The organism is Rubripirellula obstinata, assembly GCF_001642955.1.
GTDB classification, from domain to species: domain Bacteria; phylum Planctomycetota; class Planctomycetia; order Pirellulales; family Pirellulaceae; genus Rubripirellula; species Rubripirellula obstinata.
Genome location: NZ_LWSK01000036.1, coordinates 1 through 13491 on the forward strand (window position 1 = coordinate 1; position 13491 = coordinate 13491).

Annotated in this window: 12 protein-coding genes; 10 read left to right on the forward strand and 2 right to left on the reverse strand. The window is 54.2% G+C overall.

The window, feature by feature from the left end:
• Positions 1–672: 672 nt before the first annotated feature.
• Entirely contained in the window at positions 673–2256 is a 1584-nt protein-coding gene (gpmI, locus tag RC85_RS11070) for a 2,3-bisphosphoglycerate-independent phosphoglycerate mutase (RefSeq protein ID WP_068262437.1), read from the reverse strand.
• Positions 2257–2531: 275 nt separating this feature from the next.
• On the opposite strand from gpmI, the gene RC85_RS11075 reads away from it, so the two are divergent.
• The 3 genes from RC85_RS11075 (at position 2532) to RC85_RS11085 (ending at position 5443) form a co-directional block, all read left to right on the forward strand.
• The gene (locus RC85_RS11075) at positions 2532–3758 is read left to right on the forward strand and encodes a hypothetical protein (RefSeq protein WP_068262440.1); all 1227 of its coding nucleotides are present in this window, start codon (positions 2532–2534) and stop codon (positions 3756–3758) included.
• 11 nt (positions 3759–3769) lie between these two features.
• Positions 3770–4567, forward strand: coding sequence for a tryptophan synthase subunit alpha (gene trpA, locus RC85_RS11080; RefSeq protein WP_068262442.1), 798 nt, complete (start codon positions 3770–3772; stop codon positions 4565–4567).
• Between the two features lie 108 nt (positions 4568–4675).
• Positions 4676–5443 carry a DUF4058 family protein gene (locus RC85_RS11085; protein WP_068262445.1) on the forward strand — a complete coding sequence of 256 codons (768 nt, stop codon included), beginning with the start codon at positions 4676–4678 and terminating at the stop codon, positions 5441–5443.
• Between the two features lie 64 nt (positions 5444–5507).
• On the opposite strand, the gene RC85_RS11090 is transcribed toward RC85_RS11085, so the two are convergent.
• Positions 5508–6845, reverse strand: a complete 1338-nt coding sequence (locus RC85_RS11090; RefSeq protein ID WP_068262447.1) for an SAM-dependent methyltransferase — start codon at positions 6843–6845, stop codon at positions 5508–5510.
• Positions 6846–7151: 306 nt separating this feature from the next.
• Here RC85_RS11090 and RC85_RS11095 point away from each other — a divergent pair, with 306 nt between their 5' ends.
• The 7 genes from RC85_RS11095 (at position 7152) to otnC (ending at position 13446) form a co-directional block, all read left to right on the forward strand.
• Complete coding sequence (locus RC85_RS11095) at positions 7152–7571, forward strand: hypothetical protein (RefSeq protein WP_068262450.1); 420 nt, start codon at positions 7152–7154, stop codon at positions 7569–7571.
• 177 nt (positions 7572–7748) lie between these two features.
• Positions 7749–8138, forward strand: coding sequence for a hypothetical protein (locus tag RC85_RS11100; protein WP_338060578.1), 390 nt, complete (start codon positions 7749–7751; stop codon positions 8136–8138).
• A gap of 242 nt (positions 8139–8380) precedes the next feature.
• Positions 8381–9772, forward strand: coding sequence for an MFS transporter (locus RC85_RS11105; protein ID WP_084422565.1), 1392 nt, complete (start codon positions 8381–8383; stop codon positions 9770–9772).
• 14 nt (positions 9773–9786) lie between these two features.
• Entirely contained in the window at positions 9787–10854 is a 1068-nt protein-coding gene (locus tag RC85_RS11110; protein ID WP_068262453.1) for a Gfo/Idh/MocA family protein, read from the forward strand.
• Entirely contained in the window at positions 10854–11510 is a 657-nt protein-coding gene (locus RC85_RS11115; RefSeq protein WP_068262456.1) for a cyclase family protein, read from the forward strand. Before RC85_RS11110 ends, RC85_RS11115 begins: the two co-directional genes overlap by 1 nt.
• On the forward strand, positions 11507–12817 hold the full coding sequence (gene otnK / locus RC85_RS11120; protein ID WP_068262459.1) for a 3-oxo-tetronate kinase: 1311 nt from the start codon (positions 11507–11509) through the stop codon (positions 12815–12817). Before RC85_RS11115 ends, otnK begins: the two co-directional genes overlap by 4 nt.
• Entirely contained in the window at positions 12814–13446 is a 633-nt protein-coding gene (otnC, locus tag RC85_RS11125; protein ID WP_068262462.1) for a 3-oxo-tetronate 4-phosphate decarboxylase, read from the forward strand. The genes otnK and otnC overlap by 4 nt, the downstream gene beginning before the upstream one ends.
• The last annotated feature ends 45 nt before the right edge of the window (positions 13447–13491 follow it).

Below are 13491 nucleotides of genomic sequence, written 5' to 3' on the forward strand. Positions count from 1 at the left end.
GAGGAGTTGCTGCTTGTAGGGTTTTTAAGCTGAAAATCAATCCCGATTCGGATGGAGATTTAGACAAAAAAATTAACGACAAAAAAATTTTAGAACAGCCAATTCGGTTTCAGACACCTTGGTTTCGACGGCGTTTTGCAGCCCTGCCGTAACTCGCTTTACTCGGGGCAGGGGACGCTTCGCGTGGGGTCAGACTCGGGTTTCGGGTTTCAGGGCACAGGTACAGAAAAACACTGCCATGGTCAAACTTGAAAAGGCTTATGAAATTGATGAATTACTCTTTCCCCTTTTCCGAGTCCTAATGAACAAAAGGGCCAAATGGGGACAGGTGTTACCGACTGAATTACGGTCGTAGTTTTTGCCGAATTATCACTGTAGGGATATCGGTGCTTTGAAAGGGCTTTTGCCGAATTGTTGAGGGTTTTGGAGAAGGGTTCGTGTGGGTGGTGCAACCACGCGGACTGAATGCGCCGACTGCGCATAATAAAAGTGTGTTCGCTGCGAATGAGCGATCACACTTTGGGGGTCAATCGTTGACGTGGGTTCGACGGCGCATGCGGATTAGCTTGGCACGCTCGCTCGCCTGAAGTTGCGGCGGTAGTCTTCCAACCATCTTTTGAGGATGTCGACCGTAGGCAAGAAGTCATGGCCCTGCAACAGGATCACGCAAAATTAGATCAACGATTCGCCCGTCATCTCCGACGGTTTTTCTAACCCCATTAGCGATAGCAGTGTGGGCGCGACGTCGGCCAGCCTTCCGCCGCCACGAAGCGTTTTGCCGTCCAGATCGGGTTCGACAACGATCAGTGGAACATCAAAAGTCGTATGGGCGGTGTGAGGACCGCCGCTGACCGGATCAATCATTTGTTCGCAATTGCCGTGGTCGGCGGTGACGACTAATGATCCACCTTTGGCTAGGGTTGCTTCGACGATTTTTCCAACGCACGCATCGACGGTTTCGACGGCGGAAACCGCGGCTGCCAACACGCCGGTGTGGCCGACCATGTCGCCGTTGGCAAAGTTGACGACGATCAAATCGGCTTCGCCCTTTTCAATTTCGGCTAACGTTTTTGCGGTGACATCAGCGGCGGACATTTCAGGCTTTTGATCGTAGGTCGATACGTCTCGCGGTGATTGCGCCATGCCACGTTCTTCTTCGCTGAACGGGTCGTCGCGATAGTCGTTAAAGAAGAAGGTGACGTGCGGGTACTTTTCGGTTTCCGCACAGCGGAATTGATGCAGACCAAGCGAGCTGATGTATTCGCCCAAGATGTTTGGCATCTTGGCTGGCTTTTCAAAGATCACGTGGACGGGCAAGCCGGTTTCGTAGCCCGCCATGGTGGCAAAGTACAAGTTGTCGATCTTGCCACCACGGTCAAAGCCGCCGCCCTGGATCGCTGACCATTCTGCATCGTCATAAACGAAGGCCTTGGTCAGTTCACGAGGCCGGTCGCCGCGGTAATTCATAAAGATGACCGCATCGCCCGCTTTGACCAACGATGGGTGAATCGTCGTCGGTTCCACAAACTCATCGCCAGTAACCGAGGGCGTGGTGGGGTTGTCGTAATAATCTTGGATCGCTGCCGTTGCCGATGCAGCTTTGCGTTCGGATCCTTTGGTCAGCAAGTCATAAGCCTTTTGCACTCGGTCCCAGCGAAAGTCGCGGTCCATGGCAAAGAAGCGGCCGATCACGCTGGCGACATGCCCGGCACCAATTTCTTCGCACTTCTTTTCGACGCGTCCGACAAAATCAACACCGCTGGTCGGCGAGGTATCGCGACCGTCGGTGATCGCGTGGATCGCCAACCCGTCACGACCCAGCCCAGCATCCTTGGCGACTTCGATAAAGGCGTAGGCGTGTTCGATGTCGCTGTGAACGCGACCATCCGACATCAATCCCAGCACGTGCAGCGTTCCACCGGTCTGTTTGACGTGGGCGACGGCTGCGGTGATTGTGGGGTTGGTGAAAAACGAACGATCACGGATTGCTCGGGTGATTCGCATCACCTCTTGATCGACGATACGCCCTGCACCGATATTTTGGTGACCGACTTCGCTGTTCCCCATCACGCCCGCTGGCAAGCCAACATCTTCGCCTGATGTCTTGATCAGCGTGTTGGGATAATCGCTCATTAGCTGATCTGAAACGGGCGTCTTGGCTTGAACGATCGCGTTGGAGGCGTCGGCATCGTGGTTGGGGTTTTCGCCCCAGCCATCACGGACGATCAAAACAACAGGTTTTCGGCGAACAGTCACGGCTTGGAGTCTCTGGATTTGTGGTCATGGGTGAATACCAACGCCGTGAAGAGTTTTGGTCCCGGAAAACACGGAATAGCTCGTTAAGCCGCGTGGGCATCGCCCCGCGCGTCGTGCTGGCCTCGAACGCGCGGGGCGATGCCCACGCGGTTAAACAATTTAGAATCCCTTCACGGCGTTGGGTGAATACGCCTGGAATTTACAGCGCAGGTGGCCGGTAGCGGAAGTCGTCAAGACTTTCGATGATAACGCCCCCTCGAATTCTCCTGAATTTAATGTCCTTGATAACGCTTGATACATCCGGCAGCATCGATCCTGATTTTGGCGTCTGCCAAGACCAGATGTCAGCCATTGCGCCGACGATGGATCGACTGCGCGATGATTTTCTTGCAGAGGTGCAGTCCAGCGAAAATCATTTCTTCGATCTGCCGATGCAGCAGTACGAGGCCTATCAAGCAGAACGAGAAGCATCGCCGCTGGGCCGCGTGTTTGATGTTGGCACGGGCTTGAACGACCACATCGACGCGGTGGTGGTGGTCGGTTCGGCGGAAGCGACGGCGGCGGCACGCGGGATTTTTCGATCTTGCTGCGATCCCTATCACAATGAATTGTCGCGAGCCGATCGTGGCAGTCGGCCTCGAATGTATTTTGCCGGCGACACGTTCGATAACGATGACTTGGCGGCGCTAATGCATCGACTCAGTCAACGCGATTTCCGCGACTCACCCGCCGAATCCCGCTGGGCACTGCTGGTGATGGATTCGGCGGGCGAAACGTCGGGGAAACTTAAGGAGGAATCTCGCTTGGCGTACCAAGTACTGCTAAGCGAGCTATCCGATCCAAAACGTTTTCTTTTCAGCGTTGTGACGCCGGGCGGCTGGTTGGATCAGCAAGCGAGATCGCTTGGTTGTGAAAACGTGTTTGAAATTCCGGCTGGATTTGGCTCAGCCAAGCGAACGCTTTCGGCGCTTTCGTTGTTGCCGTCGGCAATGTTGGGGCTGGACTGCATCAAGTTGCTTGAAGGTGCCGTGATGATGAACGAGCATTTCAAATCATCGTCGCTGGAAGAGAACGTGGTGCTGCAATTTGTGGCGATCCATCATTTACTGGCTAACCATCATTTACTAGCTAACGAGGGCATCGTTGGTCGCCGTTTTCAGGCTTGGCCATCGTCGCTGGATTGGTTGCCGGGTTGGTATCAATCCCTGCGTCCCCGCGTTAACAGTGGTGCGACGATTGATTCTGCGGTCGTCACGAATTGGGTTGCTTGGAATCCGAGATATGATCTGGTCGAATTGGGTGACGAGAGTCTTGTTGATAAGATGACCGCGTCGATCTGTTCGACCAATCAAGCTGACCGTCTCGCAAAGCAGCCGACCCTAACGATCGAGTTGCCAACGATTGATACTCGTGTTCTGGGTCAGATCTTCCAAATGTTGTTGATTGCGACCAAAATAGAAGCCCAACTAAAAGAATCCCCCGCCCTGCCCTCCTCTGTTTAGCCGCCGCCCTTATGTCATCGATTGACCAACTCTTTTCCGACCTGCGATCAAAGAACAAGAAAGCCTTGATGCCTTTCTTGACCGCTGGCGATCCCGACATCGCCACGACCGGTGCGATCATTCGAGCGATCGGTGACGCGGGAGCAGATTTGTGTGAGGTCGGTGTGCCCTACAGCGATCCCATTGCGGATGGGCCAGTGATTCAGGCTTCGTATCAGCGGGCGCTCGACCGCAAGTTCAAGCTGCAAGAGATTTTCGAGATGGGCAGCGAGCTGAAAAGCGAAGTAGCAACGCCGCTGGTCACGATGGTTAGCTACGCGATCATCTACCGAGTTGGCTTGGCCAAGTACATTGCTCAAGCGAAAGCCGCGGGTTACGCCGGCGCGATTGTGCCTGACTTGTTGGTCGAAGAAGCGGCGGAGATGTCCAAAATCTGTGCGGGCGAAGATTTCAGCTTGATCCAATTGGTCACGCCAACAACGACTCGAGATCGCCAAGTCCGTATCGCCGAATTGTCGTCTGGTTTTCTGTACTACGTTTCGGTTACCGGGATCACGGGCGAACGAACGGCGTTGCCAACGGACTTGGTCGATAACGTCGGCTGGCTTCGCGAACAAACCGAATTGCCAATCTGCATCGGCTTCGGAATCAGCAGTGCTGAAACGGCCAAGCAGTTGGCACCGGTCGCCGATGGGTTGATCGTCGGTTCGGCATTGGTCCGACGAATCGCAGCAGCCGAAACGCAGGACGCGAAAGTGCAAGCCGCAGCAACGTTTGTCAAAGAATTGCGAGTGGCGATTGACGAATGACTTAGTTCTGCCACGCACATCTCGATCGATGACGTCGAAGGGATCGATTTGCACTACAATTAGCTGGTGACAGATTCCCGCGTTTTCAGGTCAAGGATTTAGCCAGCGATGCAATGCCCCTTTCCCGGAATGGACCCGTATCTTGAACGACCGGCGATCTGGCCCGATTTCCATGACAGCCTGATCGCTTACATTCGTGAAGCTCTGCAACAACATCTTCGTCCCAGGTATGTCGCATTAACGCAGGATCGTCTGTTCGTTGTCGAGCATGATCGGCCGATACAACCTGATGTATCGATCATCGAAACAGGTTCCCCACAGAGCGGATCGGTCAGAACTGCCGTCGCCGACGCTCCGTTGGTCGTGGAGATGTTTCGCGAAGAGGTTCGCCAACCCTACCTGCAAATCATCGAACCGGCCGCTGGCAATCAAGTTGTCACAGCGATCGAAGTGCTGAGCCCGGATAACAAACGGCCGGGTGCCGGACGCACTTCCTACTTGAACAAGCAAGATGAATTGTGGATGGCGCAAACCAACCTTGTCGAAATTGATCTTTTGCGCGGTGGCGCTCCGGTCCCGAGGATTCCTGAGCATCGACTCGATGATCTGCCCAGCCGACGTTACTTAGTTAGTGTGACGCGGAACTTCCCAACACGCTGCGAGTTGTACGGCTTTGCACTTCAGCAACCGATCCCCAAAATCAGCGTTCCGTTGGCCAGCGATGACAAAGATATCGCACTAGATTTACAACAAGTCTTCCAGCGTTGCTGGTCGACGGGCCCCTACCCAGAACTTCTGCAGTACGACCAGACACCGCCAGGCGAATTGTCCGGCGACGAACTGGACTTTTGTCGTCGCCGTGTCACGTCCTCATAGCAGTCGATTCATCGCTCATCGAAAGGCAAAAACAGATGCGGATCTTATCAGGTGCTTTGGTTGCCTAGGCTGCCCGATACAGGTGTTCGCGTGTGGGTGGCATTCCTGAGAGGCCCTTGCCGGCTCGTTTGGTGGCGACGACTTGGAATAGTTTGATCGAGCCGGCGGTGAATCCGCCGGAGGCTCCGGCCAAGTACGCGGCCCACAAGTTGTATCGTTCGGGACCGACCAGCTCGATTGCCTTCTCTTTGTTGGCGTGCAGGTTTTGACACCAGAAACGTGTGGTATGAGCGTAGTGTTCACGCCATGATTCGACGTCGTGGACTTCGAAGCCGCTGTTTTCCATTTGGTCGGTTGTCGTGCCGACGGGCGTCAGTTCCGAGCCGGGGAAGATGTACTTCAAAATGAATTTGCGTTCAGGACGAATCCGGGCGGCGGCTCGCTTGGTCGCTTTGGATCGGCGAGCGATCGCGTGGTTCAGCATGATGCCGCGGTCACGCAGCATCGAATTGATCTTATTGAAGTAACGCGGGTAATTCGCCGCGCCAATGTGTTCGGACATGCCGATGCTGCTGATCTTGTCGTACGTTCCTTGATGGTCAGCGTAGTCACAAATTTCGACGCTGACTTGATCGGTTAAACCAAGTCGCTCGATCTTGGCTTTGGCAAAGTCATGTTGTTCTTGGGACAGCGTTACGCCGTGAGCCTTGACGCCATAGTTCTTTGCTGCGTGACAAATCAGTCCACCCCAACCGCAACCGATGTCTAGCATCCGTTCGCCAGGTTCGAGTCTAAGTTTGCGGCAGATCATGTCCAGCTTATCTTGCTGGGCCTGGGCCAATGAGTTGTTCCAATTGGTGAAGTAGCCGCAGGTGTATTGCATCTCTTCATCGAGGAACAACTTGTAGAAATCGTTTCCGACGTCGTAATGAAATTGGATGTAGTCGGTGTTGTTGCGATCTTTTTCGCTGCGGCCGATCATGTCGCCGGACTTCTCGGTGTCAAAGCCATGATTGACGTCGGCCATTTTTGTTTTCGCGAACATAAACGGCAGCGTCTTTTTGACCAGCATGCTCTTGCTGATCTTTTTGAGTTCTTGACGGTTGGATCGTTCGGTCCGAAACGCTTCGCTGAATTCGATCAGGTCGCCGCCATCAAAATCGATGTGTCCGGTCGCGTAGAGTCTGACCAAGGTTTCCAGCGACGGTTTTCGCATCAGCGATCCGATGACGCCGGGACCGGATAAACCGATGGTTAGTTTCCCGTCAGCGTTTTCGCCCAGTGGCACGACGCTGCCGTCCCAAAGGCGGACCGAGACGTTCATGTCCAGCGGTCCAGCAACGGTTTGCAGGACTTCGGTGATCGAGGCAAGCTGTGTTTTCGCTGAAAAAGGGATGCCCATTGTTGGGGACTCTCGTTTTTGGGGGGGAACGTCAGTCGATGCGATGTCCTGACATACCAAGATCCGGCCAGTAAATGTCAGGCCAATCCGCACAACCAGACTCACCGGCCGTTTTGCCCCACCCGCACGGGTTCTCTTACCAGGAAACTCGCCGAAATTGCTCAAGTTTGCCTAACCAGGGTGCTAAGTTTTTTTGCCACCCTTCCACACCTGAGTCTGTGACGCGGACTTGTTTTTCGTTAGCTCGGGGGGGCTCACCTCGCGTCACAGTCACTCTCCTACCGATCCACTAGGAACGATATTGCTATGGCAAAATTCACCAAAGAAGATTTCTCGACTGTTGATGCCCTGGTTAATGAAGAGGTTGTAACACTTGATCGCCGCGGAAGTTCTAGCGAACGACGCGACGGCAATCCCGAAGCTTTGGACACTGGCGTGATGAAGAACCCACGCCGCAAAAAGCAACGTCGTCGCCACATCGATCCAACGACCTGCGAACGTGATTACAACGACGCTGAAATTGAATTCATGCGAGCGATGGACGATTACAAGCAAGATTCGGGACGCATGTTCCCAACCTGCAGCGAAGTCTTGGAAGTCATTCGCGGTCTCGGCTACGTTCAACTGAGCGAAGACCAAGCAGATTCACTTGGTTTGGTGTGCGAAGAATTCGATGGTGCTGAAGAAGAAGTTTCAGAAGAATCGCACGAAGAAGAATTGGTCTAAATTGGTTGCGACCTGCTCGTAGCTGATCCCGCCAGGGTTCAGTCGAGCCAATGCCGGTCCAAGCAGGATCAGCTACATTTGACAAAGTCAGTAACAGCCTGGAAAGAAGCGTCGGGTCAACCTACGCTTCCGTCTAGGCTGTTCTCGGTTCGAACGGAGAGACGTGTTTTGATTCGAGTGATTTTACGATCGTTTTTTTACGTTTGGGTTTCGCCATGGACGCTGATGGCGATCGCGATCGGGTTGTTGTTGGGTGGCAAGTTTCGGCTGGTCGATGGCGTCGTTGAAATTCACGGCAAGCGAGTCGCCGGTGTTCTGCAGCGTTTGTATGTTCCCGCGATGGCGATCACTATCGGCCACGTCGTGCTAGGTCAAACTCAGGCCGCATTGGACATCACGCGCAAACACGAACGTGTTCATGTGCGTCAATACGAGCGATGGGGAATCGCGTTCGTTCCTGCGTATCTGCTTGCGTCGGTCTATCTTTATCTACGCGGCCGCGACGGGTACCGAGATAATCCTTTCGAGGTCGAAGCGTACTCGGTCGACGATCCGGGGCGTAGGTAGAACGGTTTGGGAACGCGGTCTTGTAGGCCGGAACAAGCGAAGCGCAGTTCCGGCAATTGCATGATCCTACGTTGGGATTGCCGGAACTGCGCTTCGCTTGTTCCGGCCTACATCAGCTTTTCATGCGGCACAGCTACTTGATTGGTCGTTGATCACCCGCCGGTGCTGGTTTTCGGTTAGTATCTACGCCATTGGATTTCGGCGAATGCCAGCCTAAGTACTCTTCCGCGATTATTCATTCAATGAATCACACCGCCGCCACCCGCCAGCGATTTTTGTTGGTGTTCCTGCTGTTCCTGCACACTGTGAACACCTACATGGATCGCGTTTGCATTTCGGCGGCCAAGGACGCGATGCAGGACGATATCGTTGGTTTGAATGACCAGATGATGGGGTATGTGTTTGGCATCTTTGCGATTGGCTATGCACTGTTTCAGATTCCCGCGGGGCTGTTCAGTGATCGTGCCGGGCCGCGACGGGCACTGACGATCGTGGTGATCATCTGGAGCATCTTTACGGCGATGACGGGCGCTGTTTTCACCGCCGTTGGTTTGCTGGTCGTACGTTTTTTGTTTGGCATGGGGGAAGCCGGCGCCTACCCGGGTGCCACGCGAGCTCTTTACAGTTGGTTGCCAGCGAAGGAACGCGGACTCGGCCAAGGCATCTTTCACTCAGGGGCTCGCGTCGGTGCCGCAGCTTCGTTGGTCGTGATGCCGTGGCTGATCGATTTGATCGGTTGGCGAATGACCTTCGTCGCCAACGCTGGCATCGGTTTGGTCTGGGGAGCGGTCTGGTGGGTTTGGTATCGCGACGATCCGGCGATGCACTCGGCCGTCAATGAATCCGAAGTCCAACTGATCCAACAAGGCATTGCCGAAGAAGCGGCGACCGAGTCTAAATTGCCGTACATTCAAATTGTGACATCAGCGAATGTGTTGTTGGCGATGTTCCAATACGCGGCCAGCAATATCACGTTCTTTATCAGCATCACTTGGTTGCGACCGTACTTGGTCAACACCTGGGGAGAACAGTACGGGTATCTGTCCGCGTTCCCGCTGCTTTGCGGCGCGGTCGCATTGTGGGTGTCGGGATACGCAGTCACGTTTTTGCATCGTCGCGGGATGCCGGTGATGTCGCGCCGTTTGCCGGCGATGATTGGATTTTTGTTGGGGGCGATCGGTCTGTTGCTTTGCACTCAGGTGACGGGCGAGACCTCGGTTTGGGTTTTCATTGCAAGTTTTGCATTGGCGACGTTTGGCGTTGAAATGACGCTGAGTCCCAGTTGGGCGTTTTGCATGGATATCGGCGGATCGCGTTCAGGCTCGGTTTCGGCGGCCATGAACATGGTTGGCAACATGGGTGCGGCCGTCAGTGCGGTCGCCTTCCCATTCTTCGTTGCCAATGTCACGATCCCAGTCATTGCACCAATCAGCGGAACCGCGAATTCATTCTTTTTGTTCGCAGCGATGATTAACATCCTGGCGATGTTGGCGTGGTTGATGATGAATCCTCAGCGGCAGTTAAAGGAAGCTTCACCGGCGGCGATGAAAGTACGCTTGGCGTTGTTTGTGTCGATGATCGTTACCGTCATCATGGTGTTGTTGTATGTCAATTTTGGAATGGACAAGGGATAGAGGAATCGATCGACGTGAGTAAGAAGAAAGGCGTCTTGGTCGGCGCGGGTTATTTCAGCCAATTCCATTTTGATGCCTGGTCGCGTTTAGACAACGTTGACTTGGTTGCCGTGTGTGATGCCAGCGAAGACGTCGCCGGACAGGCTGCCAAGCAATACGCGATCGCAAATCACTACACCGACTTTGCGGAAATGCTCGATCGCGAGCAGCCCGATTTTGTCGACATCGTGACTGGACCCGATTCACACTTGTCCTTGGTCACGCAAGCGGCCCAGCGTGGTATCGCGATCATTTGTCAAAAGGCTTTGGCACCAACGTTTGAAGAAGCAAAAGAAATTGTTGAGGTTGCCGAGGCGTCCGGCAGCCGTTTAATGGTCCACGAAAATTTTCGCTTTCAACGTTGGCACCGCGAGATCCGACGGCAAATCGATTGCGGTGCGATTGGTGATCGTTTGCATGGCATTTCGTTTCGCTGTCGCATGGGCGACGGTTGGCAACCGGATGCTTACTTGGGACGTCAGCCCTACTTTCGTACGATGCCTCGTTTGATGGTGTTTGAAACCGGCGTGCATTTTATTGATACGTTTCGGTATCTGGTGGGCGAGATCAACGGCGTTTACGCATCGCTGAATCGGTGGAATCCCGACATCGTGGGTGAAGATGCGGCGACGATCATGTTTGAATTTGAATCAGGTGCTTCGGGTGTTTGGGATGGCAACCGCTTCAACGAAACCAACGCGGAAAACCCAAGGCTGACGTTTGGGGAAGCTGTTGTCGAAGGCAACGGTGGCAGCATTCGTTTGGACGCAACTGGTCGGCTGACGTTGCAGCGGCTTGGTGAACCCGAACAGGCGATTGACTACGAATTCCAAGATCACGCGTTCGCTGGTGATTGTGTTTATCACACTCAAAAGCACTTCATCGACAGCTTGCAAGAAGAACGCGAATTTGAAACCAGCGGGCGGGAATACTTGAAATCGCTGGCGGTGGTGGAGGCGGTTTATCAATCGGCCCAGTCACGAGTTCCGGTTCGGGGGATCGGGATTGAAATCGCCAACACTGACGGGGAGGTCAACACCTAATGCGAGTGATTGATTTGAGTCTGCCGATCAACGGCGACATGCCCGGCGTGCAGGTGACGACTGCGAAACGATTGGAAGTCGAAGGCTGGAACGCGACGACGTTGTCGTTGTATTCGCACTGCGGCACTCACATGGATGCGCCCTTTCATTTCTTGAGCGACGGGCAAACTTTGGACCAGCAAGATTTAAGTGTTTGCGTGGGGCCAGCGATCGTCATTAATCTTGCTCCCGCATCGCCGCGTCAATTGATCACGGTGGATGACTTGGGCGACCTAGCGGATTCGATCAAGCCGGGATCTCGTTTGCTGTTTCGCACCGATTGGTACAAACGATTTGGCACGCCGGCGTATCGCGATCAGCTACCACGGATTTCGCTTGAACTGGCAGAGTGGTTGGTCGAACACAAGGTCGCCATGATCGGTGTCGAGCCGCCATCGGTTGCCGATGTCAACAACATGCAAGAATTGACGGACGTGCATCAGACTTTGTTCCGCGGCAACGTGCTGATCGTCGAAGGACTCGCAAACCTGGATCAGTTGCGAACGAGCGAAGTGGAATTTATTGCTTTGCCACTGAAGATAATGGGTGGCGATGGATCACCAGTTCGCGCGATTGCAATCGAACGAACATCGCAAGGGAGTGTTCAACACCGATGAGTGATCAACAGACTCAACTGGATAGACGACCTGTGCTTGGCTGCATTGCCGATGATGTGACCGGTGCAACCGACCTGGCGACGAATCTGACGCAAGGCGGCATGCGTGTAGTGCAAGTGATGGGCGTTCCGGCAAAGGAAGACGTTGCTGGATTAGAAGATGTTGACGCGGTCGTCGTCGCACTGAAATCTCGTTCAATCGACAAAGCGGACGCGATTGATCAATCGCTGGCGGCACTTCGTTGGCTTGCTGGACTGGGGGCGTCGCGGTTTTACTTTAAGTATTGTTCGACGTTTGACTCCACCGATCAGGGGAACATTGGTCCGGTGGCGGAAGCGTTGATGGATGAGTTGGGCGTCAAGCAAACGATCTTTTGTCCGGCGTTTCCCGGTGCGGGTCGGACGGTTTACCAGGGGCATTTGTTTGTTGGCGACAAACTGCTTAGTGAATCGGGTTTGCAAGATCATCCGCTGAATCCGATGACCGATTCCAATTTGCTGCGCGTGTTGGGCCGACAGTCAAAGCGTTCGGTTGGTTTGCTTTCGCACGAATCGATCGGTGAATCGTCTCAGGCGTGTCTGGAAAAGATGTCCGAACTGGCGGATGAAGGGGTGTCGTTTGTGGTGACAGATTGTTGCCATGACGATCACCTGGCAACGTTGGCCGAAGCCGTCGCCGCGATGCCATTGATCACCGGCGGTTCGGGGTTGGCACGCTACTTACCATCGGCGTATCGCAGTGCGGGTGTTTTGGCGGTCGGTGAATCGAAGACTTGCTTGCCAACTGCGAAGGGACGGAAATTGATTTTGGCGGGAAGCTGTTCGCCGGCGACTCAAGGCCAAGTCAAATGGATGCGAGGACGGTGCGAAATTTGGTCAGTGGATGTCGAGGCCCTGATGGAAAATCCCGCCGCAGAATTCGATCGTGTGATCGCTTGGGCGACCGCGACCAAGCCGGACGATACGTTGCTGGTGACGTCAACTTCCAGTCCGCAGCAGGTCGTAACGCTGCAGCAGCAATATGGCTCTGGACAGGTTGCGAACGCGATCGAAAAACTGCTCGCCTGCGTTGCCAAAACGCTTGTAAGTGATCTGGGATTTCGGCAACTGGTGTTGGCGGGCGGCGAGACCTCGGGCGCGATCGTGCGAGAGTTGGGAATTCAAAAACTGAGAATTGGACCAGAGATTTGTGCGGGGGTTCCTTGGACCGAAACGGTGGGCGTTGAACCCGGTCTGGCATTGGCACTGAAGTCAGGCAACTTTGGTGGCGAGAATTTCTTTGCAGTCGCTTTGGAGATGTTGGCGTGAACGAGCAAGAACTGCGAGAACGTATTGCCATGCACGGTCAGTCGATCTTTAATCGCGGACTGACGGCGGGCAGTTCTGGCAACATCAGTGTCCGCGTGCCCGATGGCATGCTGATTACGCCCACCAATTCATGCCTAGGGCGACTGGATCCGGAACGTATTTCAAAGATCAGCAACACGGGGCATTTGATTTCGGGCGACAAACCATCCAAGGAAGCATTCCTGCATCATTCGATGTACCAATCGCGGCCCGACGAACAATCGATCGTTCATCTGCATTCGACTCACAGTGTCGCGGTGTCTTGCTTGGAAAATGTCGATCGGTCCAATGCACTACCGCCGATCACGGCTTACTATGTGATGCGAGTCGGGACGTTGCCGGTGGTGCCCTACTTTGCACCGGGCGATGAGCGGTTGGCCGGTGCGGTTGAACAAGCCGCCAAAGCTTCGCGAGCCGTGTTGTTGTCCAACCACGGGCCGGTTGTCGCTGGCAAAAGTTTGGATGCGGCCGTGGCCTCCACGGAGGAACTGGAGGAAACAGCCAAACTGTTTTTGATGCTCCGCCAAGAAAAGACTCGCTACCTGACCGACGCAGACGTGACAGAACTGAATCAACGTTTTCCTGGTTGATGTTTGTTTCGTCTTTTTGCTTTTGTTTTAACTTTCAACTTTTCA

What these genes read in the sequence shown, in the direction of transcription:
- RC85_RS11075 (WP_068262440.1), top strand. Translation starts at nt 2,532, where the DNA reads ATGTCCTTGATAACGCTTGATACATCCGGCAGCATCGATCCTGATTTT.
- trpA (WP_068262442.1), top strand. Translation starts at nt 3,770, where the DNA reads ATGTCATCGATTGACCAACTCTTTTCCGACCTGCGATCAAAGAACAAG.
- RC85_RS11085 (WP_068262445.1), top strand. Translation starts at nt 4,676, where the DNA reads ATGCAATGCCCCTTTCCCGGAATGGACCCGTATCTTGAACGACCGGCG.
- RC85_RS11090 (WP_068262447.1), bottom strand. Translation starts at nt 6,845, where the DNA reads ATGGGCATCCCTTTTTCAGCGAAAACACAGCTTGCCTCGATCACCGAA.
- RC85_RS11095 (WP_068262450.1), top strand. Translation starts at nt 7,152, where the DNA reads ATGGCAAAATTCACCAAAGAAGATTTCTCGACTGTTGATGCCCTGGTT.
- RC85_RS11105 (WP_084422565.1), top strand. Translation starts at nt 8,381, where the DNA reads ATGAATCACACCGCCGCCACCCGCCAGCGATTTTTGTTGGTGTTCCTG.
- RC85_RS11115 (WP_068262456.1), top strand. Translation starts at nt 10,854, where the DNA reads ATGCGAGTGATTGATTTGAGTCTGCCGATCAACGGCGACATGCCCGGC.
- otnK (WP_068262459.1), top strand. Translation starts at nt 11,507, where the DNA reads ATGAGTGATCAACAGACTCAACTGGATAGACGACCTGTGCTTGGCTGC.